The organism is Enterococcus rotai, from assembly GCF_001465345.1.
GTDB classification, from domain to species: domain Bacteria; phylum Bacillota; class Bacilli; order Lactobacillales; family Enterococcaceae; genus Enterococcus_L; species Enterococcus_L rotai.
In genome coordinates this window covers 187,553-213,253 of the sequence record NZ_CP013655.1, presented here as the reverse complement: position 1 = coordinate 213,253, position 25,701 = coordinate 187,553, and the positions used below count along the sequence as shown (strand labels likewise).

General features: G+C 35.9%; 23 protein-coding genes and 1 pseudogene. 20 read left to right on the top strand and 4 right to left on the bottom strand.

Going from position 1 to position 25,701, the window contains the following annotated elements:
- The first annotated feature begins 146 nt into the window (after positions 1-146).
- From ATZ35_RS00970 to recR, 8 genes and pseudogenes are all read left to right on the top strand, one after another.
- Positions 147-1,640 carry an AcpB/EbpR/MafR family transcriptional regulator gene (locus ATZ35_RS00970; RefSeq protein ID WP_208928604.1) on the top strand — a complete coding sequence of 498 codons (1,494 nt, stop codon included), beginning with the start codon at positions 147-149 and terminating at the stop codon, positions 1,638-1,640.
- Positions 1,641-1,760: 120 nt separating this feature from the next.
- A complete protein-coding gene (locus ATZ35_RS00965) occupies positions 1,761-2,039 on the top strand; it encodes a YiaA/YiaB family inner membrane protein (RefSeq protein ID WP_208928601.1) in 279 nt (92 codons plus the stop codon).
- A 135-nt stretch (positions 2,040-2,174) separates the two neighbouring features.
- Complete coding sequence (dnaX, locus tag ATZ35_RS00960; RefSeq protein WP_208928598.1) at positions 2,175-3,929, top strand: DNA polymerase III subunit gamma/tau; 1,755 nt, start codon at positions 2,175-2,177, stop codon at positions 3,927-3,929.
- A gap of 15 nt (positions 3,930-3,944) precedes the next feature.
- On the top strand, positions 3,945-4,259 hold the full coding sequence (locus tag ATZ35_RS00955; protein WP_208928595.1) for a YbaB/EbfC family nucleoid-associated protein: 315 nt from the start codon (positions 3,945-3,947) through the stop codon (positions 4,257-4,259).
- Positions 4,260-5,088: 829 nt separating this feature from the next.
- Complete coding sequence (locus ATZ35_RS00950) at positions 5,089-5,814, top strand: DUF6973 domain-containing protein (protein ID WP_208928592.1); 726 nt, start codon at positions 5,089-5,091, stop codon at positions 5,812-5,814.
- 12 nt (positions 5,815-5,826) lie between these two features.
- Entirely contained in the window at positions 5,827-6,258 is a 432-nt protein-coding gene (locus ATZ35_RS00945; protein ID WP_208928590.1) for a hypothetical protein, read from the top strand.
- 294 nt (positions 6,259-6,552) lie between these two features.
- Positions 6,553-7,937 (top strand): annotated as a pseudogene (locus ATZ35_RS00940) (IS3 family transposase); the annotation flags it as partial.
- Between the two features lie 235 nt (positions 7,938-8,172).
- On the top strand, positions 8,173-8,769 hold the full coding sequence (gene recR, locus ATZ35_RS00935) for a recombination mediator RecR (protein ID WP_086278733.1): 597 nt from the start codon (positions 8,173-8,175) through the stop codon (positions 8,767-8,769).
- 61 nt (positions 8,770-8,830) lie between these two features.
- Here recR and ATZ35_RS00930 read toward each other — a convergent pair whose 3' ends face one another.
- Positions 8,831-9,505: an O-methyltransferase gene (locus ATZ35_RS00930; protein ID WP_244148193.1), complete on the bottom strand. Its 675-nt coding sequence runs from the start codon at positions 9,503-9,505 to the stop codon at positions 8,831-8,833.
- Positions 9,506-9,774: 269 nt separating this feature from the next.
- Between ATZ35_RS00930 and ATZ35_RS00925 the strand changes: the two genes are divergently transcribed.
- From ATZ35_RS00925 to ATZ35_RS00870, 12 genes are all read left to right on the top strand, one after another.
- Positions 9,775-11,517 (top strand): SpaA isopeptide-forming pilin-related protein, encoded by a 1,743-nt coding sequence (locus tag ATZ35_RS00925; RefSeq protein WP_208928584.1) that lies wholly within the window; start codon positions 9,775-9,777, stop codon positions 11,515-11,517.
- Between the two features lie 165 nt (positions 11,518-11,682).
- Positions 11,683-12,327, top strand: coding sequence for a dTMP kinase (gene tmk / locus ATZ35_RS00920; protein WP_208928581.1), 645 nt, complete (start codon positions 11,683-11,685; stop codon positions 12,325-12,327).
- A gap of 14 nt (positions 12,328-12,341) precedes the next feature.
- On the top strand, positions 12,342-12,671 hold the full coding sequence (gene darA, locus ATZ35_RS00915) for a cyclic di-AMP receptor DarA (RefSeq protein WP_010760520.1): 330 nt from the start codon (positions 12,342-12,344) through the stop codon (positions 12,669-12,671).
- A gap of 1 nt (position 12,672) precedes the next feature.
- Positions 12,673-13,623, top strand: a complete 951-nt coding sequence (holB, locus tag ATZ35_RS00910) for a DNA polymerase III subunit delta' (RefSeq protein WP_208930405.1) — start codon at positions 12,673-12,675, stop codon at positions 13,621-13,623.
- 14 nt (positions 13,624-13,637) lie between these two features.
- On the top strand, positions 13,638-14,477 hold the full coding sequence (locus ATZ35_RS00905; RefSeq protein ID WP_208928567.1) for a PSP1 domain-containing protein: 840 nt from the start codon (positions 13,638-13,640) through the stop codon (positions 14,475-14,477).
- Positions 14,470-14,817: a DNA replication initiation control protein YabA gene (locus ATZ35_RS00900; protein ID WP_010773302.1), complete on the top strand. Its 348-nt coding sequence runs from the start codon at positions 14,470-14,472 to the stop codon at positions 14,815-14,817. The genes ATZ35_RS00905 and ATZ35_RS00900 overlap by 8 nt, the downstream gene beginning before the upstream one ends.
- A gap of 84 nt (positions 14,818-14,901) precedes the next feature.
- A complete protein-coding gene (rsmI, locus tag ATZ35_RS00895; RefSeq protein WP_208928565.1) occupies positions 14,902-15,768 on the top strand; it encodes a 16S rRNA (cytidine(1402)-2'-O)-methyltransferase in 867 nt (288 codons plus the stop codon).
- A gap of 248 nt (positions 15,769-16,016) precedes the next feature.
- Entirely contained in the window at positions 16,017-17,234 is a 1,218-nt protein-coding gene (locus tag ATZ35_RS00890) for an ammonium transporter (RefSeq protein ID WP_208928563.1), read from the top strand.
- 11 nt (positions 17,235-17,245) lie between these two features.
- The gene (locus ATZ35_RS00885; protein WP_086278740.1) at positions 17,246-17,587 is read left to right on the top strand and encodes a P-II family nitrogen regulator; all 342 of its coding nucleotides are present in this window, start codon (positions 17,246-17,248) and stop codon (positions 17,585-17,587) included.
- Between the two features lie 129 nt (positions 17,588-17,716).
- The gene (locus ATZ35_RS00880) at positions 17,717-18,694 is read left to right on the top strand and encodes an HD domain-containing protein (protein ID WP_208928561.1); all 978 of its coding nucleotides are present in this window, start codon (positions 17,717-17,719) and stop codon (positions 18,692-18,694) included.
- A 45-nt stretch (positions 18,695-18,739) separates the two neighbouring features.
- A complete protein-coding gene (gene dinB, locus ATZ35_RS00875; protein ID WP_086278742.1) occupies positions 18,740-19,885 on the top strand; it encodes a DNA polymerase IV in 1,146 nt (381 codons plus the stop codon).
- Between the two features lie 83 nt (positions 19,886-19,968).
- Positions 19,969-21,387, top strand: a complete 1,419-nt coding sequence (locus ATZ35_RS00870; protein ID WP_208928560.1) for a cryptochrome/photolyase family protein — start codon at positions 19,969-19,971, stop codon at positions 21,385-21,387.
- A 64-nt stretch (positions 21,388-21,451) separates the two neighbouring features.
- Here ATZ35_RS00870 and ATZ35_RS00865 read toward each other — a convergent pair whose 3' ends face one another.
- The 3 genes from ATZ35_RS00865 to nrdD all read right to left on the bottom strand — a co-directional run bounded on the left by ATZ35_RS00865 (position 21,452) and on the right by nrdD (position 25,574).
- The gene (locus tag ATZ35_RS00865; protein ID WP_086278744.1) at positions 21,452-22,237 is read right to left on the bottom strand and encodes an SDR family oxidoreductase; all 786 of its coding nucleotides are present in this window, start codon (positions 22,235-22,237) and stop codon (positions 21,452-21,454) included.
- Between the two features lie 150 nt (positions 22,238-22,387).
- Positions 22,388-22,990: an anaerobic ribonucleoside-triphosphate reductase activating protein gene (gene nrdG / locus ATZ35_RS00860; RefSeq protein WP_208928558.1), complete on the bottom strand. Its 603-nt coding sequence runs from the start codon at positions 22,988-22,990 to the stop codon at positions 22,388-22,390.
- Between the two features lie 391 nt (positions 22,991-23,381).
- Positions 23,382-25,574, bottom strand: a complete 2,193-nt coding sequence (nrdD, locus tag ATZ35_RS00855) for an anaerobic ribonucleoside-triphosphate reductase (RefSeq protein ID WP_208928556.1) — start codon at positions 25,572-25,574, stop codon at positions 23,382-23,384.
- Positions 25,575-25,701: the final 127 nt, after the last annotated feature.

Below are 25,701 nucleotides of genomic sequence, written 5' to 3'. Positions count from 1 at the left end.
ATAAACCAATTGAGTTGCGCTTTAGATTAATTCAAAAACCATGATAAAGATGTTATAATTGTTGTTAAATAAGGATTTCTTCAAAAAAATCTTAACTACTGGAAATTTTTGAAGAATTTAATAGAAAATAAGAAAGAGGAGATAAAATGGAACGATTGTTATCGCCATCTATGCATCGTAGAGTGTTGTTGTTGAATTTATTAAATGGTCCAAATAGTTGGATTACATCCGATTATTTAGCTGAAAGTATCGATTGTTCAAAAAAAACAATCATGTTGGATTGTCAGTACATAGAAGATCGCTGGCCCGATTATCTGACGATCGAGACCTCTAGAAAACATGGAATCCGACTGATTGCTTCACCACACAGGTCGATCCATGATATTTACATTGAAATCATTCAAGAATCAAATGCATTCTCTTTGTTAGAATCGATCTTTTTTGAACCAATGCAGCCAGCTGTTTATTGGGAAAAAAAATTATTTTTAAGTAATTCTAGTTTATACCGTCTTTCAAATATAATCAGTTCGGCACTCAAAGATCGTAATATTCAGATGAGCCGATCTCCTTACTTTGTTCATGGGAAAGACGAGCGGCAGATTCGCTACTTTTTTACTTGCTATTTTATTGAAGTATATGGAATCCGAGAATGGCCATTTCATCTAGATCGTACAAAAGTTTTTAAGCTGTCTAATAAGATCAATCAGAAATTTGCTCTAGAACTAAATGATAGCCAAATCGTTCATTTAGCTTATTCAATTGCGGTCACGATCATTCGCGAACGGCAAGGATTTTTGATTCAGGATAGAAAAGATCCAATCAATAGTTTTGTTAAAACGACGATCGATGTCAGAAAATATCAAGCGGATGTTGAAGAAATCGCGGAACCTTTAAATGTGGTATTGCCTGATAATTGGTATGAAGATTTTTGTTATTCTATTTTTTGGTGGGATTTTGGTTGGGATAATGAACAAGAGAAAGTAAATGTTATCTATCAAGCAGAGAATCTAGTCAAAACGATAAAAGAGGCGCTGTCTATTTCTATCTCAGAACAAAGTAAAATAAGCATTGTCCGTTTGATTGAGTATCTCTATGCCAAACACAAGATGTTTCCTTATAAAAAGTTTATGGTATATGATCGTTACTTATATTCAAGCCGGGCAATCAAACAAAATTTCATCGTTTTTACAGCTGTCGTTACGAAAGCTTTAGGAGTATTGGAAGCAAAAATGAAATTTCCTTGGCAATCAATGTACCTAGATAGTATTCTTCATGAAATGGCGATTCGTTGGCAGGATCTTAGTAAATTGACAGATGAGATGAGACATCAATTATCTGTTTTGGTGTTAAGCGATTTAGGCAAAGAACATGCGCAGTTGCTAAGCTCTGTTTTAAAAGAAAATTTCCGGAACAAGGTCAACCTATCTGTTCAAGAAAACCATTTTTATGATCAATTGGTGAATAGTGTTGATCAACAATATGACCTATATGTATCAAATTATGCACTTGAAACGATAGATGAAAAAATCAACATGATCGTTGAAGATATTCCGTCATTCAAGAACATAACGGATCTACGAAAATATATTGATAAAAGACGACTGGTCTTACCTAAAGATATTGCCTATTTAAATACCTAAATCGTTATTTTTTGTTAGTTATTAAGGTCTATTATTTTTTTAAAATTAAAATAAAGAGTGTCATTTAATAAATAGTAATGTTATACTGAAAAAGTATTATTAATTTTAAAGGAGAGAATTATGAAAAAGAAAGCTTACAGAAACACACCTGCATTTGTCTTTCTAAGTTGGGGATCATTTGCCTTTTTCGTGGCATTGATGTTGATTGGTTTGTACACCTTAAAAGAACCTTTGATGGTTAAAGGGTATTATTTGATGGGATCAGTTGGCTTGATTTCTTCGTCATTTACACTTTCAAAAGTGATCAGAGATAATCAAGAAGATGAAGAACGTTATAATCAAATGTTCCGTGCGATGGACGGACCAACTAAAAATGAAGAAACAGATACACATATCTAATATGTTTTAGAAAGTTCTGACGAGAGTCAGGGCTTTTTTTTAAACTATTTTTTAATGAGTTTGCTTTTTTTAATGCCTTATCCATAAAAATCACGTATAATAGAAGATAGTGAAATTTCGAGGGAGGGGTAAATTATGGCTTATCAAGCTTTGTATCGTGTCTGGCGTTCACAGCGTTTTGATGACGTTGTTGGACAAAAAGCAATTACGCAGACATTAAAAAATGCGATCATACAAAAGAAAACCTCGCATGCCTATCTGTTTACCGGCCCAAGAGGAACCGGGAAAACCAGTGCGGCGAAAATTTTTGCTAAAGCAATCAACTGTAAACATAGTGTAGATGGGGAACCATGTAATGAATGTGAGACGTGTATTGCGATCACTGAAGGACGCTTGAACGATGTCATTGAGATCGATGCAGCCAGTAATAATGGTGTTGAAGAAATTCGTGATATTCGCGATAAAGCCAAATATGCACCCACACAAGCTGAATATAAAGTCTATATCATCGATGAAGTACATATGTTGTCGACGGGTGCGTTTAACGCATTACTAAAAACATTAGAAGAGCCGCCGCAAAATGTTATTTTTATCTTAGCGACGACTGAACCGCATAAGATTCCATTGACGATTATTTCAAGAACGCAACGGTTTGATTTTAAACGCATCAGCACACAAGATATTGTTGATCATTTAGGGTATATTTTAAAGCAAATTGATGTTGAGTTTGAAGAACAAGCTTTATATGTGATTGGCCGAGCAGCTGAAGGTGGGATGCGGGATGCTTTGAGTATCCTAGATCAAACGATTTCATTTAGTGATGAAAAAGTTACTCTGACAGACGCAATGCAAGTTACTGGTAGTCTAACTTACGAAATGATGGATCAGTATATTTCGAGCTGTGTAACAGGTGATGTGGAGCAAGCCTTAGAAATATTAGAATCGATTCTTAGTTCGGGTAAAGAAGCTAGACGCTTTTTAGAAGATTTGTTGTTATATTGCCGTGATTTACTGATGTTTCAACAGGCGCCAAATTTATTAGCGGAAAAAGTTGGAAATTTGACTGAGAATTTCAAAAGCTTAGCGGGACAGACTGCTGCTGAAAAAATTTATCAAATGATCCAAATTTTAAGTGATACTCAAAATGATATTCGTTTTACCAATAATGCTAATATTTATCTTGAAGTAGCAACTGTTAAGTTGGCAAAATCTGTTAAAAAACCGGTAGAGATTTCCAATGAGGCACAACCAATTGCGACAGCTGAGATCACTACTTTACAACAACAAATCGAACAGCTACAAAAAGAATTAACTGAATTGAAGAAAAATGGTGTCACGGATAAAGAAGCTGAACCGGTTAAACCAACACGAGCAACTAGTAGTAAAAACGCCCTAAGGATTCCGACAGAGTTAGTTTACAAAGTACTGAATGAAGCGACGAAAGATCATTTACTGAATGTCAAAAACGTCTGGGAAGATTTATTGCAAATGATGTCTGTGACTCAACGAGCGATGTTAAAAGCGAGTGAACCAGTAGCCGCTAGTCCTAAGGGAATAGTAATTGCTTTTGAGTATGAAATCGTCTGTGGTCGTGCCATGGAAGATGAAGAAATGCAGTTGGCTGTTCACAATAATTTAAGCCGTTTGGTCAATAATTATGCACCAGATATGGTTTGTATCACGAAGGAAAGCTGGCCAAAATTACGTCAGTCCTTTATTAGCCAAAACAAAGATACTCAAGGAGATCCAACAACTGCTGAACACCCCATCAATAATGAAGAGAATCATTTATTAGAAGATGAAGAACCAGCACAAGAAGTCAATAACCAAGTAGTAGACGAAGCAATCGCGATGTTTGGCGAAGCGCTTGTTGAAGTAATAAACGATTAAGAGGAGACGATAGTTATGATGCGAGGCATGGGAAATATGCAAGGGATGATGAAACAAGTCCAAAAAATGCAAAAAGATATGGAAAAGGCGCAAGCGGAATTAAATGTGCGTGAGTTTGTTGGTGAAGCAACAAACCAATTAATAACAGCCACTTTTACTGGTGATCGTAAAATGAAAGACATCTCTATCAAAGAAGATGTTGTGGACCCAGAAGATGTAGAAATGCTGCAAGATTTAGTGATCATGGCGGTCAATGATGCATTGACGAAAGTGGAAAAAGAAACTGAAGCAACTATGGGGAAATATGCTAAAGGAATGCCAGGATTTTAGGACAGAAAATAGCGGTAAATGAAGTCGAGATAAATGCTGTTCAAGCATTTGTCTCGGCTTTTTTTGACTTTAGAATAAAAACTAATCAGCTTCTTTTAAGTAGTTAGAAATTTTCTTTAGATGATCGATTAATTTATTGAACGGTTCGTCTCCATCTTGTTGGATTAAATAGTCTTCAGTAGTTTTAATAGATTCACGCATTTCTTTCACCAATTTTTCACCATATTTACTGATATATAAGTTATAAGAACGTTTCTTTTGTGTACGCTGCTTTTAACGATATAGCCTTTTTCACTATATTTTTTTACAATGAAAGCTTTATCAATCATTCTTTTTCAGTAAAAAAATTTTGAGTGCATCTAGGATACTATTTTATTGTGAGAAAGTAATTTTAATCGGCTGGACTAATGTCAAATTGTGTTTATGTTTAATAGCTATCGATAAACACGATCGATCCACTTGCCGAGCACAACATCAATATTCATTAAAATGCTCAGACGATTTCCTTTTACTTTTCAAGTTGTTTAAAAGCATCTTCTACACCAAAAATAACCTCTTTCATTTTGAAATAACTTTCAGTATATGGGTCAGCATCGCGTATTTCTTTTTACATGAAATGATATGCAGCTGACTCTCTTGTTTCACAGATAGAAAAATAGGTGTAACCACCATCTGAAAAAGCTTCTGCGTCAAAGAAACGAACTGATAAAACTATAAATGAGTGGTTTTTAAATTCCTCTATTTTATTTTAAACTATTAAATAAAAATATATACATTTTTGGTTGTATTAGATATAATTATGTTATATAAAATAAAGGAGAGTTAAAATATGATTAGAAAAAGTGTGAGTAAGTTAATGATGTTGTTGGGAGGAATTTTTATTTTAAGTATGTTTGGTGGGACTGTTGAGGCAGCAGAACTCAATATTGACAATTTGAATAGTGATTCAATGGTTAAAGTTGCAAAAATGATTAACGAGAATTATGATACATCAATAATGACTAATGAAGAATTAGATAATCTTACAATTGAACTTTTAAACCAGTTTCCTAAACAATCAACTAGAAGCGGGGTTGCTTCTCCAGGAAAAATTCTAAATTCAAAAGAAAAAGAATTGGCTAAAAAATATCCTTCTGAATCAGTAAATTGCTTTTTTTATGCTGATATAGCTAGTAATGCAGCTAGAAAAACTTTTAGTAATGCTACTACGGACGGAACGGATGGGAATGCATTCCAGCATTTTTATTGGAATATCTTGATGACTAATAGATATGGAGCTGGGGTTGCTGAGAGGTGGGGGAGTGCTCATGAATATGGTACAAGTGGACCTTATACACAAATGGATTTAGCAAATAATGCAGCTGGGAGAAACACGTATAATGATTGTGCTAATTTTACAATAGGTATGAAAGGAAGAAGACCTGTAGCCAAAGACATGGCTGAGTGGACTGTAAAGATGATATTTAACAGACGTTTGTATAAATTGAATAGTTCTCGTACAGGATTAATCGCAACAACAGGAGCAGGATTTACGGGAACCGTTTATCATCAGTAGAAAGGTGATAGGATGAAGGGATTTAAATCAAAAAAAAATTTATTCGTAATGGTTATAGTAATAGTATTCTCAATATTTTTATACAAGTATCTACGTCTCTTTCATGCAGAAATCTTCCCAGTTGATAATAAATTTATTATCATAAATGAGTCGTCACATGAAATCAAAGATGTAATGATATATCAAAGTTTAACAGTATCTGAATCCAACTTGACAATTACTTCAAATGATACACTTCTTGCAAGTTGTCCTAAGTTAAAAGTTGGGGATAAAAAAACGTTGTATTATGATAAGGCAATACCTAGTGATGGAAATCTTGTTCTAGTATATAAAACAAGTGAAGGAAAGCAGAAGTATAAATTTAGTAGTGAATATCTTCCTTATGGTACAAGATGGAGTAAAACGGAGTTTATCACTACTGAGCATGATAATTTTTTCGAGTAAATAGTATTATTTAGATAGTCTTTTCAAAAAAGGAAAGGCTATTTTTATTATTGCTCATGGAAATTGGAGGGATCGGCTAAAAAAAATAGTTGAAATGGTCTATAGTAGCAAATTATTTTTTGTCTTAGTTCGTAACATATTAATGTGATGCTTAATGATTTTTAATGGTGTTGAAAATACCGACAATATCGAACAAGGATAATAATTATTTTTTATAGAAAGAAAAGCTATCTTAGAAATGAGCCGACCCCCAAAAGTTAGACCAAAAAATCTAACTTTTGGAGGTCTTTTTATATGGCAAAATATAGTTTTGAGTTTAAGTTAAAAATAGTACATGATTATCTAGCTGGAAAAGGTGGCACTTCCTCCCTAGCGAAAAAATATGGTTTTAAAAGTAATAATCAAATAAGAAAATGGCTTAATGTATATAAAGAATTTGGAGAAGAGGGACTACTTCGTAGTCGAAAAAATAGAAGTTACTCTGTTCAATTTAAGTTAGATGCGATAGAGTTGTATTTAACAACAGAGATGTCTTTTCAAGAAGTTGCAAATCAATTGGAGATTAACAATTTTTCTTTAATTGCTAATTGGCTTAGAAACTATCGTAAAAATGGCTTGAAGGGATTTTTAAAAATGAAAGGACGCCCTTCCAAAATGCCTAAGAAGATAAGTGAAGAAACTGAACCAATAAAAACCGGTGATACCGAACGAATAAAGGAGTTAGAAAAGCAGCTACGGATGGCTCAAATTGAGAATGCCTATTTAAAAGAATTGAGGAGGTTGCGTTTGAAGGAACGTCACAAAAAAATGAAGCTTGTGCGCAAATCATCCACAGCCTCCGAGAACATTTTAGATTAAAAGATATTCTGGAAACCTTAAGGTTTCCAAGATCAACTTATATGTATTGGCAGAAAAGGTTCAATCGTAAGAACCCAACTGAAGAGATTGAACAACTCATGAAAGAAATCCGAAAACAACATAAGGATTATGGGTATCGTCGAATGAATCAAGAACTTAGAAAACGAGGTTGCATTGTAAATAAGAAAAAAGTACAAAGGTTAATGCAAAAGTTGGCGTTACAAGTTCGCTCATTTACACGTAAGTCACGCAAGTATAGTTCGTACAGAAGAACTATCGGAAAAATAGCTCAAAATCTTCTTAACAGGCACTTTTATACCAGTGTTATGCATCAAAAAATTACAACTGATACAACTGAGTTCAAATACTATGAAAAGGATTCCTCTAATGTTTTACAGATTAAGAAACTTTACTTAGACCCTTTCATGGATCTATACAATAGTGAAATTATTTCTTATCGCATATCAAAAAGGCCAAATGCGGAAACGATTATGGAAGCTTTAGAAGAAGCTATTGAACGGACTAAAGACTGTCCATTTCGTCGTACCTTCCACTCTGACCAAGGTTGGGCTCATCAAATGAAAGCGTATAGTCATACATTAAAAGAAAAACAAATTTATCAGAGCATGTCTCGTAAAGGAAACTGCTTAGACAATTCTCCTATGGAGAATTTCTTCGGTATTCTCAAACAAGAAATGTATCACGGTAAAATATATAAAAGTTACGATGAGTTAAAACAAACAATAGAAAAATATATTTATTATAATCATTCACGTATGAAAGAAAAATTAGGTTGGAAAAGCCCAATTGAATTTAGAAAAGAAATTATCTGTATAAAAATAGAGTGGAAAAATCCACTCTATAAAAAGTCTAACTTTTTGGGGTCACTACAGTCACGAATTTAAAAAGAAGTTAGCTTTTTTTATTTTTAAGTGAAAGATGTGGTAAAATGAAACGAATGTACTTGAATTATAGTCATTGTCTTGTTACCCTTTTTGTTACCTTAACAAAAAGTCATTCTTTGAATGCTTGATATGAAAGGAATTGTTAGAAAATATGCATTACCCAGAACCCATCGCTAAATTAGTTGAAAGCTATATGAAATTACCAGGGATTGGTCAAAAAACGGCCGTTCGTTTAGCTTTTTATACTCTAGATATGAAAGAAGAGGACGTTAATGCTTTTGCTAAGGCATTGATCAGTGTGAAACGCGATTTACATTTTTGTAGTATTTGTGGCAACATTACTGAGGAAGATCCTTGCGAAATTTGCCAAGATACAACGAGGGATCGTAGTATTATTTTAGTAGTTGAAGAACCTAAAGATGTTATGGCAATGGAGAAGATGCGCGAATATCATGGATTGTATCATGTCCTTCATGGCGTATTATCACCGATGGAAGGGACTGGCCCAGAAGATATCAATATTGCTTCGCTAATTCAACGTTTGCATGATGATGAGGTCAAAGAAGTGATTATTGCAACAAACGCCACGACAGAAGGTGAAGCGACTGCTATGTATTTATCTCGCTTGATCAAACCAGCAGGTATTGTAGTAACTAGATTAGCACACGGTTTATCTGTCGGAAGCGATATTGAATATGCAGATGAAGTGACGTTACTTAAAGCCGTAGAAGGACGTCGAGAACTTTAAAAGAATAGAAATCAGCTTCAGTTATGTGGACGGCGCGTAACTGAAGCTGATTTTTTATTCTTTATTTTTCAACAATACTGATCGTAAATCCATCGTAGCCTTTTACACCAACGGTTTCGATTGCAGTTGAAGTTAATGTTGGACAATCGGATAGGTCATCTACAAAAGATCGAACACCAATAACTCGTCCATCAGCACTATTTGGATCAATAACAGCGCCATCACGTACAACGTTATCGCCAATAATAATAGTGCCGGGACAAGCGAGTTGTAGTGCGTATTTCAAGTAAACAGAATTATTTTCTTTATCAGCATCAATAAAAATTAAATCGAAAGCAGGTTCTGGACTGGTTACCATTTTCTCTAAGCTATCAGAAGCTGCACCAATTAAAATGGTTGCTTTATCCGCTACACCAGCGAGAGCCAAGTTTTCTTTCGCAACTTCAGCGTGTTTTTTATCAAATTCCAGTGAGACTACTTTTCCATCGTGATCTAATGCTTTCGCAAACCAAAGTGTACTGTATCCACCAAGTGTACCAATTTCTAAAATCCGCTTGGCCCCTTTAATTTTTGCGAGAAGATATAAAAATTTCCCTTGGGAAGGGGACACATCGTGAGGAGGTAACTGGTGCTTTTGATTATTAACCAAAATTTGATCAAAAATAGGATCATTTTCAACCAGTTTTTCAATAAAATAATCATCAACTGCTGCAAATAAGTTGTCCAAATAAATCACTCCCAGTTTTTATTGGTCTTTATACAGTGATTATAGCACGTTTAAAATAGTAGGAATATAATGTTTTACGCCTAAACCAAATAAGAAAGGTATAGTCTAATATAGATGTTTTTATAATTTGTTTTTTTTATAAAATAAATACATTGTATACTTTTTATTGTTTTATAATTAATATTATAGGTGAAATCTGTTTTCATTTGATTTAAAACAGGAAAATGAATATTTTTTTAAATGGAAACGATAAAAATTAGATGATAGGGAGATATAAAATGGAACGAAAATATAATAAAATAGGGATGGATTTTATTTTTATTGTCACTTTATTTTTTGCTTTGATTAGTTCGGTTTTGTTTTTCGAATCAAACGCTCAAGGAAAAGAACTAAATGATGTGATTCAAAATGTGAAAATTACCAATGAAAAGGGAGAAGATCAGACCTCGTTTAAATCATGGGATATTATTCAGGTTCATATGGACTGGAGTATTCCAAATGGAAGTGCCAAAGCAGGGGATACAACATTGATCGAGCTGCCTGATGCGTTAGATTTGGTGAATAGTTTGAGTTTTGATATGTTAGATGAAAATGGTTCCGTTGTAGCTACAGCCGTTGCGGACAAAGGCTCAAAAACCGTTTTATTAACCTATACTGATTTTGTTGAGACTCATTCCAATGTTAAAGGAACCTTGCAATTTTTAACCCGTTTCGATAAACAGATGATCGATGAATATGGTACGATCAAACTTGTTTTTCCTATCAACAAAACAACTGAAGTGTCTACTGAAGTAGAAGTGGAAGAAGCAACTGATGATCCAAATGAAGTCATCAATAAATGGTCTTGGTTCTCATCAGATTCGCGTACACTATATTGGGAAGTTCGAGTAAACGCTAGTGGGCAGGAATTTCCTAACGCTGTAGTTACAGATACATTTCAAACGGATAACTATACGTTAGTTCCGGGATCGATCAAAGTAACGTCAGCAGAATTTCCAGATGCTGACAAGGGCATTTTTGATAATCCAGTAAATAAAACGGATATTACAGATCAAGTAACAATCAAGTATCTGTCAAATGGTTTCACGGTCGATTTTGGTGATATGCCTAAAGGAATCGGTTATCTTATTTCTTACGATACATCGATCGATCATCAGGTACAAGATCAAGAAGAATTTTCTAATCTTGCTACTTTAGAAAGTAATCAAGTAACGATCGATTCAAAAGAGTCTAAAACACAGTATTCTGATGGGAGTGGGACTGGAACAGGAGAAGTATTCACTATTCAACTGTTGAAAACATCAGAAGAAGGTGCTGTTTTGGCGGGGGCTGAATTTGATGTCTATAAAGATTCAACTAATGAGAAAATGGGTCAAATCATCACGAATGAACAAGGTGTGGGTGAAATCACTAATTTACTACAAGAAGACTATACTTTGATAGAGACGAAAGCACCTATTGGTTTTATAATTGACACTACGCCAATTCATATTTCTTCAAGTGATTTTCAAAATAAAATAGCTTTTAAACAAGTGACCAATAAAGCTGAACCAGTCCGAGGGAGTGTCCAATTGCTAAAAATCGATCAAATGACGAAAGAAGTTTTGGCAGGTGTTATTTTTGAGCTTCAAGATCATAATGGCAATACACTTCAAACAGGACTTACCACAGATAAAAATGGTCAGCTGATTGTTCAAGATCTAGTACTTGGGACGTATCAATTTGTTGAAACAAAGGCTTTAGCAGGCTATATTTTAACAAAAGAACCAATTCCCTTTGAAATTACGTTGGAACAAATGGGACCATTAGAAGTCATCGTCGAAAATAAAAAAGCAGAAGCAACCAAACCTCCACAAGATAGTAGTGAGAATAATCCTGTAGATGAAAATAGTAACAGTGTGCCAAAAAACAAGACCTTACCTAAAGCCGGGGAAACCACTATGAATTATTTATTCTTCCTTGGCAGTCTTTGTTTGAGTGCTATAGTTGTTATTCTTTTTGGAAAAAGTAAAAGGGCGTAAGTAAGGCAAATAAATAAAATAAAACTGAGCTAAAATCTATTGGATTTTAGCTCAGTCTTATTTTTCATCAGGAATTTTTTAATAATAAGGAATTCAATTAGACTGATTGTGACAGATAAAGTATAATAGATAAAAGGAATCAAAGTAAGTTAGGGGATTAGTAAAGTGCAAGGTATTTTTATAACAATCGAAGGACCAGATGGCGCAGGAAAAACAAGTGTATTGAATGAATTATATCCAAGGCTGGATCTGGCAGCAGAAAGAAGTATCATTAAGACAAGAGAACCTGGCGGGATTCCCATTGCTGAGAAGATTCGTCAAATCATTTTAGATCCGAGAAATCAGGAAATGGATGAGCGGACCGAAGCGTTGCTTTATGCAGCGGCTAGACGTCAGCATTTGATGGAGAAGGTGTTACCTGCATTGGAGGCAGGTAATATTGTTTTATGTGATCGTTTTGTAGATAGTTCGCTAGCCTATCAAGGAGCAGGGCGACGAATCGGTGTTGAAGCAATCGCTACGATCAATGAATTTGCGATCGAAGGAACTGTACCAGATTTTACGATCTACTTGGATGTAGACTCTGATACTGGATTGAATCGCATCAAAAATCATCGTCAACAACAAATCGACCGATTGGATTCAGAAGGACTTGAGTTTCATCAACGAGTTCGCCATGAATATCTAAAATTAGTAGAAGAAAACCCAGAAAGAATCACAAAAATTGATGCCAGAATGAGTTTGGAAAATGTTGTCGAAGCAACGTTTCAAGCAATCGTAAATCGTTATCCAGAATATTTTAGAAATTAGGAAGGTGACCGAATATGAAAATTATTTTAGCAATTGTCCAAGATAAAGATAGTAACCGTTTAGCCAATGAATTTATTGATGCCAATATCCGTGCGACAAAACTTTCATCAACGGGCGGCTTTTTAAAAGCTGGAAATAGCACCTTTATTGTTGGGATCGACGATGACCGTGTCGAAGAAGCATTGGAATTGATTAAAAAAACCTGTCAATCTCGTAAACAATATGTGTCAACTCCTGTAACACTAGATATTACGATGGATGGACAAGTGCCTTATCCTGTCGAGGTCGAGGTCGGTGGAGCAACAGTGTTTGTTCTTCCGGTTGAAGGGTTCCATCAATATTAAAATGAATGAAGCAGCTGTTTTAAATGAACAACAACCGTTGCTTTACCAGCAACTTCAAAAAAGTTTTGAGCATGGTCGTCTTGCCCATGCTTATCTTTTTGAAGGCGATACAGGAACTGGTAAAAAAGAATTTGGCTTGTGGATGGCAAAACATATTTTTTGTACAAATCTGACGGATAATAATCCTTGTAATCAATGCAATAATTGTTTACGGATCAATGACAATGAACACCCAGACGTGATGCGGGTCACACCCGATGGTCAAACGATCAAAGTTGATCAAATCAGAGCGTTGAAAGCTGAATTTAGCAAAAGTGGTGTAGAGACTGCGCAAAAAGTTTTCCTAATTGAACAAGCAGATAAAATGAGTATTGGCGCCGCAAATAGCTTGTTAAAATTCTTAGAAGAACCCGAGGGCAAAGTACTGGCGATTTTAGAGACAACCTCTTTAGCAAAAATTTTACCAACAATCCAATCAAGATGCCAAGTTCTTCATTTTCAACCTTTAGTAAAGGAAAAATTGATCCATGCTTTAGTAGAGTCTGGAATCAATAAAAATACCGCCAGTCTTTTGACAGAACTGACAAATAGTTTTGACAAAGCAGTTGAAATCTCTCAAGATGAATGGTTTAATGAAGCTAGGGAAATTACTCAACAATGGTTTGACTATCTGATAAAAGATGATCTACAAGCTTTTGTCTATGTCCAAAAAAAGATGGTCAAAGTCTTTAAAGAAAAAGACCAGCAAGCGTTGAGTTTTGATTTATTACTTGCTTATTATCGCAAACAACTAACTGAAAGTGTGGCTCAAAAGCAGCTTAAACGAGTTCTGGAACAACAAGCTGGGCGAGTGGAACTGATTTTACAAGCTCGTCAAAAGTGGGAAGCCAATGTCAGTTGGCAAAGTGTTTGTGAACAATTAGTGATAAGAATGATCCACCCTAAAACATAAATAGGAGGATGAAAATGGTAGAAGTAGTAGGAGTTCGCTTCCGCGAAGCAGGTCATATCTATTATTTTGCTCCTGGAAAATCAGAGTATTTTTATAATGAGAAAGTACTTGTGGAATCACAGCAGTCTAAACAGCTGGCCACAGTTGCGATACCTAAAAAAACAGTGGATCCGGAAGACTTACCAGAAGAACTAAAACCCATTTTAAATAAAGCATCAGAAACCGATTTAGAAAAAGAACAAAAAAACGTAGACGATGCTCAAGCTGCACTAAGCGTGGCCAAAGAAAAAATTAGAGCACATGAATTAGAAATGAAATTGATTCGTGTTGAATATACATTTGACCGCAGTAAAATGGTTTTCTATTTTACCGCAGATGGTCGCATCGACTTCCGTGAATTGGTCAAAGATTTGGCAGCCATTTTCCGTACAAGAATTGAATTACGCCAAATCGGCGTACGAGATGAAGCGAAAATTTTAGGTGGGATCGGTCCTTGTGGCAGACAATTATGCTGTTCAACTTTTCTAGGTGACTTTATGCCTGTTTCAATCAAAATGGCAAAAGATCAAGGTCTATCACTTAATCCTGTAAAAATTTCTGGTTTGTGCGGGCGCTTGATGTGCTGTTTGAAATATGAAAATGATGAATACGAAGCAGCGAAAAAGGAATTACCTGACTATGGTAAAGACGTGATCACGCCAGATGGTAAAGGTCGAGTTGTCGGATTGAACTTATTGAGCCGTATCATCAAAGTTCGTTTAGTTGGACGTGAAACCGCAGTAGAATATGATTACGAAGAAATCAAAGAAGCAACAGAAAAAGCTCAAGCCGAAAAAGGTGATCACAATGGATAAACGTTCTTTATACGATGGTCTGAGTTCATTAGAGACGGATCTACAAGGAACTTTGGGACAATTATCAGAGATTAAAGAAGCTCTTCATGAGCTAGTCGAAAAAAATACAACACTTGAAATCGAAAATCAACGCTTACGCGAACATTTGCAGGAGCTGACTAAATTAGCTAGCGACCCAAATGATCCAGCTAAGCAAGAGCTTTCTAAATCTCGTATGAATTTGGAAAAGCTATATGAAGAAGGATTTCATGTCTGCAATATTTTATATGGCTCACGCCGTGAAAATGATGAAGAATGTGCATTTTGTTTAGATGTTATTTATGGTGAACGATACAAATAAGTAGGAATCAAATTTAGAGGCTGTGACAAAATTTGTCTCAGCCTTTTTACAATAACTCAAAGTATGAAGTTAGAAGGAGCCCTTATGCAAAAACAGAAAAGTTTTGATTCATCTAGCACAGGTCAACTGTATTTAGTGCCGACACCAATCGGAAACTTGGAAGATATGAGTTTTCGCTGTATTAATTGTTTAAAAGAGGCGACGATCATTGCCAGTGAAGATACGCGAAACACGCAAAAATTGCTGAATCATTTTGAAATAACGACTCCTCAAATTAGTTTTCATGAACATAATTATAAAGAGCGTATACCGCAATTTATAGCACGATTAGAGGTGGGAGAAATGATTGCACAAGTTAGCGATGCGGGGATGCCGTCGATTAGTGATCCAGGTCATGAGTTAGTTGAAGCGTGTATCGAAGCGGGCATCAAAGTAGTTGCTTTGCCTGGACCCACAGCTGGAATCACCGCATTGATTGCTTCAGGTCTAGTTCCACAACCTTTTACATTCTATGGTTTTTTACCAAGAAAGAAAAAAGAGCAGATTGAGGTTTTGGAACAATTAAAATCCGCAACCCCAACCCAAATTTTTTATGAATCACCTCATCGAATTGCAACTACTGTAAAGCATTTTTCGGAAGTCTTTGGTGAAGAGCGAAAGGCTGTGGTGTGTCGAGAATTAACGAAACTTCATGAAGAATATCTTCGTGGTACGTTAGCTGAATTACGAGAGTATTTGGCTGAACATACGTTAAAAGGGGAGTGCTGCCTTTTAGTAGAAGGAGCTAGCGAATCAGCGCTACCTGATAATGAAGATTTAGAACTGTCTATTAAAGAGCATATTGAAGTTGTGATGAATGCTGGAAGTTCGTCAAAAGAAGCTATCAAAGAAGTAGCAAAGCTACGTGGATTGAAGAAACAGGATGTATACAAAGAGTATCATGTAGATTAAAGTGAGAATAAGCTGACTAAAAAGGGTCAGCTTATTTTTTGTGAAATTGGTAGTGTAAAAAAAACGGATAATTACAAAGAAAACGCTTTATTGGTATAGATGTTATTTTTTATAACGTGAATTGTCAGAAAAATGAAATTATTTTTCAGATTTGAGAGATTTTTACTAGGAGAATTAAAAAAACGATGCTAAAATAACCGACAAAGCTAAAGTGAAGGTTGGCTTAACTTGGGAATTGGAGGGATTTTATGGAAACAGGAAATATCGCGTTTATTCTGATTTGCTCCGCAATGGTCTTTTTGATGACTCCAGCACTGGCATTTTTTTACGGTGGATTGGAGCGTAGGAAAAATATTCTCAATACAATGATGATGGTGATTTGCGTAATGGGGCTTGCATCAGTTCTTTGGGTCATGATTGGTTATTCAATGTCGTTTAGTGGAGAGAATTTATTTGTTGGCAACTTGGATAAACTATTTTTTGAGCATGTTTCAATGACGAAAGGAGAAAAGATTCCAGAAGGCTTATTTGCTGGGTTTCAAATGATGTTCGCCTTGATTACAACGGCGATCATTACAGGCGCTGTTGTTGGACGAATGCGATTTTCAGCAATCTTTTTATTTATTGGTATTTGGTCGATCATTGTTTATTACCCAATGGCTCACATGGTTTGGGGCGGAGGCTTTTTAGATGAAATAGGATCGATCGATTTTGCCGGCGGAAATGTTGTCCATATTAGCTCAGGGATTTCAGGTCTGGTATTGGCAATCGTTTTAGGACAACGTCGAGAATATCGGCAAACGGAATATCGTCCGCATAACATTCCATTTGTGGTGTTAGGAGCGGGGCTACTTTGGTTCGGATGGTTCGGATTTAATGCAGGCTCAGCTCTGGCAGCGGATGGTTTGGCGATCCATGCAATGCTGACGACTAATACGGCCGCCGCCAGCGGGATGCTTTCCTGGATGTTGATCGAAAAGTTAGCAATCGGTAAGCCAACGGTCGTAGGGGCCTGTACAGGAGCTGTGGTAGGTTTAGTAGCCATTACTCCGGGAGCCGGATTCGTTTCTCTGTGGAGTTCATTTGTTCTGGGTGCTTTAGTCAGCCCATTTTGTTATTATTTTATTTCGTTTGTTAAACATAAATTTGGCTACGATGATGCGTTAGATGCTTTTGGTTGTCATGGTGTTGGCGGGATTTTTGGAGGAATTATGACGGGGATTTTTGCTGATCCAGCAGTTGGCGGAAAAACTGGCTTACTTTATGGCGGTACTGAATTGTTTGCGGCACAGGTAGCCAGTATTGCTTTTACCATCGTATTTGCTGGAGTTGCCAGCTTTTTGATCATCAAAGGGATTCAATTGTTTATGCCGATTCGAGTTTCCGCCAAAGAAGAAGCATTAGGCTTAGATCGCATTGAACATGATGAAACAGCCTATCCAACATTTATGGGATTGGATTCTTAGGAGGAAAATAGATGAAAAAAGTAGAAGCAATCATACAACAGGAAAAATTAGAAGAGCTAAAAGTAATGGTGGATGATCGTTTTGAAGCGTTAGGGATGACGGTCAGTCAAGTACTAGGTTTTGGTAACCAAAAAGGCTTGAAAGAATACGTGCGGGGACAAGAAATCATTACGACATTATTACCTAAAGTTAAAGTTAGTTTCGTTGTTTTAGATGAAAATGTCGAAAAAATTATCTCTTTGATTTTGGCTATTTGTCAGACAGGCGAGGTCGGCGACGGCAAAATCTTTGTTTATAACGTAGAAGAGGCGATCCGAATTAGAACGGGGGAAAGGGGAGTAAAAGCAATATAGATACTGTCTATAAAGGAGTTGAGCTTAAAACAGCTTGACTTCCTTTTTTTTGAATAAAATCAGTTGTAAATGAACAAATGTTCGTATATAATATTTGTACAAGGCAGAAGAATTTTAAAGGAGAAATAAATGATTGTTGAGGATATTCTATATGGTTCATTTGAAGTAGAAGACGTTCTGGCTGCATTGATCTTGTCAGAAGAGATTCAGCGTTTAAAAGATGTTCATATGGCAGGTCCGGCTTTTTTAATCAATCCAGTTTGGAATGAAACAAGGTACGAACATTCTATCGGTGTTATGTTGTTGATTAGAAAATTGGGTGGAACTGTAGCAGAGCAAATTGCGGGGTTACTCCATGATGTGTCACACACTGCTTTTTCTCATGTGATCGATTTAGCTTTGTCTAATAAAACGGATGATTATCATGAACAAATCAAAGCAGCGTTGATTGAACAATCAACAATTCCCACGTTACTAAATCAGTATGGATTTGATCATCGGCAGATTTTATTTGATGATGAACAATGGGGATTATTGGAGCAACAAGCACCATTGCTATGTTGTGATCGAATTGATTACACATTACGAGAAGTGTACCGCTACTTTTCTGTACCACTTAAAGAAATTCAGGAATTTTTAGGTTCAATCATTATCGTAGAAAATCAGATCGTTTTGAATACAGTTGATCAAGCCTTATGGTTTATAGATCAATATCAAAAAGTAGTGATCGACTTTTTTTACGATCCTCGTAATATATGTAGTTATGAATGGCTGGCAAAAGCAATTCAGCTTGGTCTAGAGAGTCAAGAAATTACGCGGGATGATTTGCTGATGACTGATTCGGCGTTTCTTAAAAAGTTAAAATCAAGTAATAGTCTTCAAATTCAACAGTTATTGGATAAAATGAATCACCCACTAAAATTCAGTGTTTGCTCTAGTGAGGATAACTATGATATCTATCAAAAGAAGAAGATAAGGTTCGTAGATCCTCTAGTAAAAATAGCTGACCAAGTGGTGTCAACGTCCAGTATCTCACAGGTTGCTCAAACAAAGATTGAAAAAATGCTAGAAGATAGCGAAAAGGGAATTTTTCTTAAACTTGGTTAAAGATAGAAGGCGAAGGTAAGCCTATTTTAAAGGAGGATGGCGATTATGATCAGTGAACTACGTTTCCCTTTAAAGAAGGATATTTCCCGTAAGATTATTCATATCGATATGGATGCTTTTTTTGCCTCTGTTGAAGAACGGGATCATCCAGAGTTAGTAGGGCATCCGTTAGTGATTGCACGCCATCCTAGTGATACAGGAGGGAAAGGAGTAGTAACTACTGCAAACTATGAAGCCCGTAAATTCGGTATCCATTCAGCCATGAGCGCTCAAAAAGCCTATGAATTATGTCCAGATGCTATTTTTAAACCAGGCAACTATGAGAAATATTCTGAAATTTCTCAGCAAATTAGAGAGATTTTTCGCCGTTATACTGATATTATCGAGCCAGTATCAATAGATGAGGCCTATTTGGATGTTACGGAAAATAAGATCAACAGTAAATCAGCGATTAAAATCGCTAAATTGATTCAATATGATATTTGGAACGAGTTACATTTAACTTGTTCTGCTGGTGTCAGTTATAATAAATTTTTAGCAAAATTAGCCTCGGATTTTCAAAAGCCTAAAGGGTTAACGGTTGTAATGCCCGATGAGGCTGAAGCTTTTTTAAAGGCATTGCCAATCGAAGCATTTCATGGAGTTGGGAAAAAAACAGTACCTAAGATGCATGATTTAGGTATTTATACTGGAGAGGATCTGTACAAACAAGATGAGATGATGCTGATCCGTAATTTTGGTAAAATGGGCTATTCTCTTTATCGAAAAGTTCGCGGGATCCACGATTCTCCTGTAAATATCACAAGAGACCGTAAATCAGTAGGGAAAGAGCATACATATGGCACACCACTAACGACTGAAGCGCAAGTAACTGCTCAATTAAGACAATTAGCAGAACGAGTGGAAGAATCGTTAGAGCGAGTCCAAAAGCATGGGAAAACAGTTGTGTTGAAAGTTCGTTACACAGATTATACAACAGTGACAAAGCGTCAGACTTTACCAGAGTATATCTCAAAAAAAGAAGAATTGTATTACCAGGCCAACCTGATTTGGGAAGAGGTACTGGGACTTGAACAAGGGATTCGGCTATTAGGGATAACCTTGACGAACCTCGATCCAATGGCTTACGAAAATATGGTATTGCCCCTATGGGAAAAAACAAAAACGGATGAAAATGAAGCATTGAAGTAACAGCAAATCAAGGCTTAATTTTAGTGATAATTTAGTATCTATGCTACTATCTACGTATTCATAAACCTGAAAGGAAAGAGGCAATGGGCAAAACGATTATGTGGTTTCGCAAAGACCTTCGTTTAGAGGATAATACAGCGTTTAGTAAGATGGTAGAAGATAGTGAATTTGCAGATGAACTTATTTGTGTTTTTCAATTGAATCCACTGCAATTTATAGAAAATAGCTATAATCATGCTGCTTTTTTCTATAGCTTAAATAGTTTTTATGAGCATGCGAAAGCGAACGGTGTTCCAATCCATTTCTTATATGGAAACCTAAAAGAAAATTTTACCAATTTAAAAAAGGGCTATCCAGATTGGAGTAAAATCTATTTTAATTTAGATGAACGTGGTTTCGGAAAAGAACGGGATCAAAAAATGATTGAATTTTTTGAGAATAACCAGATTCAAGTATATTCTTATCAAGACAGTCATCTACATGGTGTGCAGGAAATTAAAAAGCCAACTGGAGAAAGTTACAAGGTTTTCACACCTTACTTTAAAAAATGGCTGACAATGCCAAAACGCTCATATCAAAGAACCGTGGCTCCTTTAGATTCATTAAAAGAAAGTTCACATCCATTATTTATAGAGGGAGAAAAAAAGTTTAAGCAAATCATTAAAGACATTTATTTACCTTTTGAATATGAATGTGGGGAAGTTGTAGCGGAGAATTATTTAAAAGAGTTTGTAAAGAATCACTTACATGAATATCAAGATGGTCGAGACTACCCTTATTCAGATCAAACGAGTAAGTTATCACGTTTTCTAAGAACAGGTGAATTATCTATTCGCAAAGTTTGGCATGCTCTTAATGCTGAACCAGATTCCAATGGACGTCAAACTTTTATTTCTGAACTGTGTTGGCGAGACTTTTATAATATGATTTATTCTGAGAATCCCAAACAAAAAACACAAGAAATCAAAGAACAATATCGACAACTGCAATGGAGCTATAATCAAGATTTTTTTGAAAGATGGAAAAAAGGACAGACAGGTTTTCCAATCGTAGATGCTGGAATGAGGCAGTTAAACCAGACTGGCTGGATGCATAACCGTTTACGAATGATTGTGGCATCGTTTTTAACGAAAGATTTATTGATCGACTGGAGATTGGGAGAAGAGTATTTCCAACAAAAACTGATTGACTATGATGCAGCGAGTAATATAGGAGGTTGGCAATGGGCAGCTTCTACCGGAACAGATGCCGTTCCTTATTTTCGGATATTTAATCCTACGACACAAAGTGAAAAATTTGATCGATACGGTGATTTTATTCGCCAGTTTATTCCCGAGTTAAAAGATGTATCAAATGAATTTATTCATGAGCCGAGTAAGATGTCAGAAGAGCTTCAAAAAAAGAGTGGTGTAGTTATTGGAAAAGATTACCCCGAGCCGATTGTTGATCACCGTAAGATTCGTGAAGAGGTTCTTACCTTTTTCAAAACAAGCGCTCATTAGAACAAACAAGAGCCCGAAACAAAACTAAAAAAGTTTTGTCTCGGGCTCTTATTTCTTGTTTAAATTAAAGCAAAGATTCTGCTCCATCAACATAAAGCTCTGTACCTGAAATATTAGCTGAAGCATCGGTGGCTAAAAATAGCACAGATTGAGCAACTTGCTCACTGGTTCCAGTCTCATTTTTCAACGGACGATTCCCTTCTGGAAATTCTACCTTGATTTCAACTTCATCCAGATCAGCTGAGTATTTTGTTTTTCCATTGATCGCCGTATCGATAGCACCAGGACAGATAGCATTTACACGAATGTTATAACGAGCAAGTTCTAAAGCAGCCATTTTTGTAAAAGCCACTTGCCCAGCCTTTGAAGAACTGTAGGCTGAAGCACCGAAGTTATTAAAAATTCGAGTTCCATTAATAGAACTTGTTATAATGATCGATCCACCGTTTTCCTTCATATGTGGAATCGCAAATTTTGTACATAAAAATGTACTGCGCAAGTTGGTGTTTATCGTTTGATCCCAATCACTGATCGTTAAGGTTTCAATCGGCGCCCAAGTTCCATTGATTCCAGCATTACTGAAAAATACGTCCAAGCCTTCTAAACTTTCCGTTAATTCATCGATTGCTTTTTTCAAATTAATTTCATCAGTTACATCTACACTTCGGTAATAACAGTCGTAACCATCCTGTTTGAATTCTTTAGAAATAGATTCCAAGCGATTTTTATCAGCATCAATCAAGCCAACGACAAAGCCTTTTTCAATAAATAATTTTGCAGTAGCATAGCCAATTCCAGAAGCAGCTCCTGTGATAATCGCCTTTTTAGTAGCAAACGAATTAGTAGTCATAATCTTTTTTCCTCCTAATCAACTTTGATGAGTTCTATTTTATTGTAATATAGCACTAAAAGATGAGCTAATGATTTGATTAAATAAATAGATAGAAACAAAACCCAACGTAGTAATCAGAAAGTTTCTGTTACTACGTTGGGTTAAATACTAGATAAAAAGTCCTTTTTTTATTTGTTCGTATGCTTGTTGTGCATCATGACATTTCTCCCAAATTACGGCTTGACCACTAGCTAAAGATTTTTTGACATCAAGAATCCGTTGATTACTGCTGCCTCTAAATTGGAGATTTAGGTTCTTTTTGGACAGTTCAAACCGTCCATCCACTAAAATATCGATTTTCCTCAATAGCTCCAGTTTATCATCGGACTCTAGCAATAATTCTTCAAATGTATAGCCAGACCAAGACCAAATATCTTTTTTAGTCCCAAATTCTTGATGCACTCGATCAACAACAGTCAAACAAACTTCAGTATTTAAAAAGGGTTCTCCACCTAGCAAGGTCAGCCCTTGTACATAATCATGAGATAAATCTTCAATGATTTTCTCTTCTAATTCTTTTGTAAATGGTTTACCATAGCGAAAATTTTGAACTGCCTGATTGAAGCAACCTTCACAAGCAAACAAACAGCCACTGACATAAAGACTATTTCGTACACCTTCGCCATCTACAAAATTAAATGCCTTATAATCACCAATATAATTTTGGCTGAGCTCTTCTGCTAGCCACTCTTGTGGTTTAGGATTTCTCATTTTTAGTCATCCTTTCAAATAAAAACGATGTCTGCAACTTAATGCAATGCACATCGCTTTTTTTCTGTGTTTGGAATCAGCGGATTGTTCCGCTTTTTATTTAATCTAGCTACACGAACCAAGTCTTCAGAAAAAAGACAAATATTGCTAGTGACAAAAAGCGTCACGATCAATATTTCCTATTTTTCAGTCAGAGCTAATCGGTTCATTCCGCTTTTTGTCTAATCTAGCTACACGAACCAGACCTCTCAACAAATAGATAAAGTGCTGCAAAGATAAAGAGCATCTTTGCAGCATTTTCCTAATTGCCTTGACACACAAAGAATGTAATGAGTTGATGTAGAAAGGTACCTACTCGGTTGTTCGAGGTCTAGATGGTTCGTTCCGCTTTTTATTTCATATGTTTCACTCGTGAAGAGATTTCTTTATGTCTTCCATGTACCATTGGGCGGGCTTGGGGATTGCCTAGGTAGCCACAGGTACGTTTAACAACATCACATGATTTTGGATCGTGATTGCCGCATTGTGGGCATTCGAATCCGCGTTCTGTTGGGTGGAAATCTCCTTCGAAATTACATTCATAACAATGGTCGATCGGTGTATTAGTTCCTAGATAGCCAACACGATCATAGGCGTAATCCCAAACAGATTCCAAAGCTTTAGGATTTTGTTGTAAGACTGGGTATTCGCAATAGTGGATGAAACCGCCAGAGCAATATTGTGGATAATCTTTTTCAAAATCTAGTTTTTCGAATGGTGTTGGATTTTTACGTACATCATAATGGAAACTGTTGGTGTAATAGTCTTTATCTGTGATATTTTCGACGATACCAAATTTTTCGGTATCTAGGCGGCAGAAACGGTCAGTTAAGCTTTCACTTGGTGTTGAATAGACACTAAAATGATAGCCATATTCATTGCCCCAGTCATCTGCATGGGCTTTTAAATCTTTTAAGATCGCAAGTGTAAAGTCTTTCGCTTCAGGATTCGTTTCCCAGTCTCCGCCGTAAAAAGCAGAAGCGACTTCATATAAACCAATATAGCCTAGTGAAACAGTAGCCCGTTTGTTTTTAAATAATTCATTGACAGATTCTTTTCGAGACAAACGTTTGCCAAATGCGCCATACATATAAAGAATCGGTGCATTAGCCGGTGTTGCTTCTTTACAACGTTCAACACGATATACTAAAGCATCTTTCATTGTATTTAAACGCTCAGCTAAAAGTGTCCAGAATCTACCAACATTGCCTTGTGCTTCCATTGCAATTCTAGGCAGATTTAAAGTGACTACTCCTAAATTCATACGGCCGACATTGATTTCTTCGCCATTTTCATCTTTCCATCCTTGCAAGAAAGAACGACAACCCATTGGGACTTTGAAACTACCTGTCAAATCGACTAATTTATCATAATTTAAAATATCAGGATACATTCTTTTGGTTGCACATTCTAATGCAAGTTGTTTCACGTCATAGTTTGGGTCTGAGTCGTTTAAATTAACACCACGTTTTAAAGTGAAAATCAATTTAGGAAAAATTGCTGTTCTATGTTCACTACCTAAACCTTTGATACGGATTTGTAAAATTGCTTTTTGAATCTCGCGTTCAAACCAATTTAGACCTAATCCAAATCCCAAAGAAGTGAATGGAGTCTGTCCATTTGAAGTGAATAAGGTATTGATCTCATATTCTAAGCTTTGCATGGCATCATAAATGTCCTTTTGGGTTTTACTTTTAGCATAAGCATCTTGACGATCAGCACCATCGATCCATTCTTTAGCATCTACTAAATGTTTTTGATAATTTAATTCAGCAAATGGTGCTAATAGTTCATCCACACGATCAGCAGAACAACCGCCATATTGACTAGAGGCGACATTGGCTATGATTTGTGAGATTTGAGCAGTTGCTGTTTGGATCGATTTAGGTGACTCAACTTCAGCATTACCAATTTTGAATCCATCGTTCAACATTCCTTTAAAGTCAATCAAACAACAGTTGGTCATCGGTGTATATGGATGGTAGTCTAAGTCATGATAGTGGATATCACCTTTTTGATGGGCATTGGCAACATGAGGAGGCAACATTTTAAGTCCAATTGACTTTCCAACGATCCCAGCCGTTAAATCACGTTGCGTGTTGAAAACATCGCTATCTTTATTGGCATTCTCGTTAACGACTGATTGGTCTTTGTTGATTAATTTACTGATTGTAAAATTGATATCTGTAGCTTTACTACGTTCAAAATCTCGACGAGTGCGGTAGTTGATATATTCTTCTGCCAATTCATATTCATTTTTTGCCAGTAAAATATGTTCAACGATATTTTGGATTTCATAAATTTTGACATCTTCTGCAAAACGATCTGAAATTTCTTGATCGATTCTTTCAACGATTTCTTGAATACGTTCATGGGCAAGCGGGTCTAAAGAACCACGAATTTTTTGTTCAGCTTTGATCAAAGCGTCATAAATTTTTCGATCATCAAAATCTACTAGCCGACCATCTCTTTTAACGATTTTAATCGTATGTAAGGCTGAACCAGTAGAACTCACTTCATTATTAGCTTGCTTAATATCCATCATTACTGCACATCTCCTCATAGATTTATTTCTTCCTTATAATAAAACAATTCATAGAATCTTTCAACTATATATAGTGTGAAATTTAATTTTTAATGCCTTTGTATAACTACATATAGTGTTTATGAGA

Coding starts and splice junctions, on each gene's coding strand:
- ATZ35_RS00870 (WP_208928560.1), top strand. CDS start 19,969: ATGGGCAAAACGATTATGTGGTTTCGCAAAGACCTTCGTTTAGAGGAT.
- dinB (WP_086278742.1), top strand. CDS start 18,740: ATGATCAGTGAACTACGTTTCCCTTTAAAGAAGGATATTTCCCGTAAG.
- nrdD (WP_208928556.1), bottom strand. CDS start 25,574: ATGATGGATATTAAGCAAGCTAATAATGAAGTGAGTTCTACTGGTTCA.
- ATZ35_RS00900 (WP_010773302.1), top strand. CDS start 14,470: ATGGATAAACGTTCTTTATACGATGGTCTGAGTTCATTAGAGACGGAT.
- holB (WP_208930405.1), top strand. CDS start 12,673: ATGAATGAAGCAGCTGTTTTAAATGAACAACAACCGTTGCTTTACCAG.
- ATZ35_RS00965 (WP_208928601.1), top strand. CDS start 1,761: ATGAAAAAGAAAGCTTACAGAAACACACCTGCATTTGTCTTTCTAAGT.
- ATZ35_RS00970 (WP_208928604.1), top strand. CDS start 147: ATGGAACGATTGTTATCGCCATCTATGCATCGTAGAGTGTTGTTGTTG.
- ATZ35_RS00955 (WP_208928595.1), top strand. CDS start 3,945: ATGATGCGAGGCATGGGAAATATGCAAGGGATGATGAAACAAGTCCAA.
- darA (WP_010760520.1), top strand. CDS start 12,342: ATGAAAATTATTTTAGCAATTGTCCAAGATAAAGATAGTAACCGTTTA.
- ATZ35_RS00890 (WP_208928563.1), top strand. CDS start 16,017: ATGGAAACAGGAAATATCGCGTTTATTCTGATTTGCTCCGCAATGGTC.
- ATZ35_RS00950 (WP_208928592.1), top strand. CDS start 5,089: ATGATTAGAAAAAGTGTGAGTAAGTTAATGATGTTGTTGGGAGGAATT.
- ATZ35_RS00865 (WP_086278744.1), bottom strand. CDS start 22,237: ATGACTACTAATTCGTTTGCTACTAAAAAGGCGATTATCACAGGAGCT.
- recR (WP_086278733.1), top strand. CDS start 8,173: ATGCATTACCCAGAACCCATCGCTAAATTAGTTGAAAGCTATATGAAA.
- ATZ35_RS00880 (WP_208928561.1), top strand. CDS start 17,717: ATGATTGTTGAGGATATTCTATATGGTTCATTTGAAGTAGAAGACGTT.
- nrdG (WP_208928558.1), bottom strand. CDS start 22,990: ATGAGAAATCCTAAACCACAAGAGTGGCTAGCAGAAGAGCTCAGCCAA.
- dnaX (WP_208928598.1), top strand. CDS start 2,175: ATGGCTTATCAAGCTTTGTATCGTGTCTGGCGTTCACAGCGTTTTGAT.
- ATZ35_RS00905 (WP_208928567.1), top strand. CDS start 13,638: ATGGTAGAAGTAGTAGGAGTTCGCTTCCGCGAAGCAGGTCATATCTAT.
- ATZ35_RS00925 (WP_208928584.1), top strand. CDS start 9,775: ATGGAACGAAAATATAATAAAATAGGGATGGATTTTATTTTTATTGTC.
- ATZ35_RS00945 (WP_208928590.1), top strand. CDS start 5,827: ATGAAGGGATTTAAATCAAAAAAAAATTTATTCGTAATGGTTATAGTA.
- rsmI (WP_208928565.1), top strand. CDS start 14,902: ATGCAAAAACAGAAAAGTTTTGATTCATCTAGCACAGGTCAACTGTAT.
- ATZ35_RS00885 (WP_086278740.1), top strand. CDS start 17,246: ATGAAAAAAGTAGAAGCAATCATACAACAGGAAAAATTAGAAGAGCTA.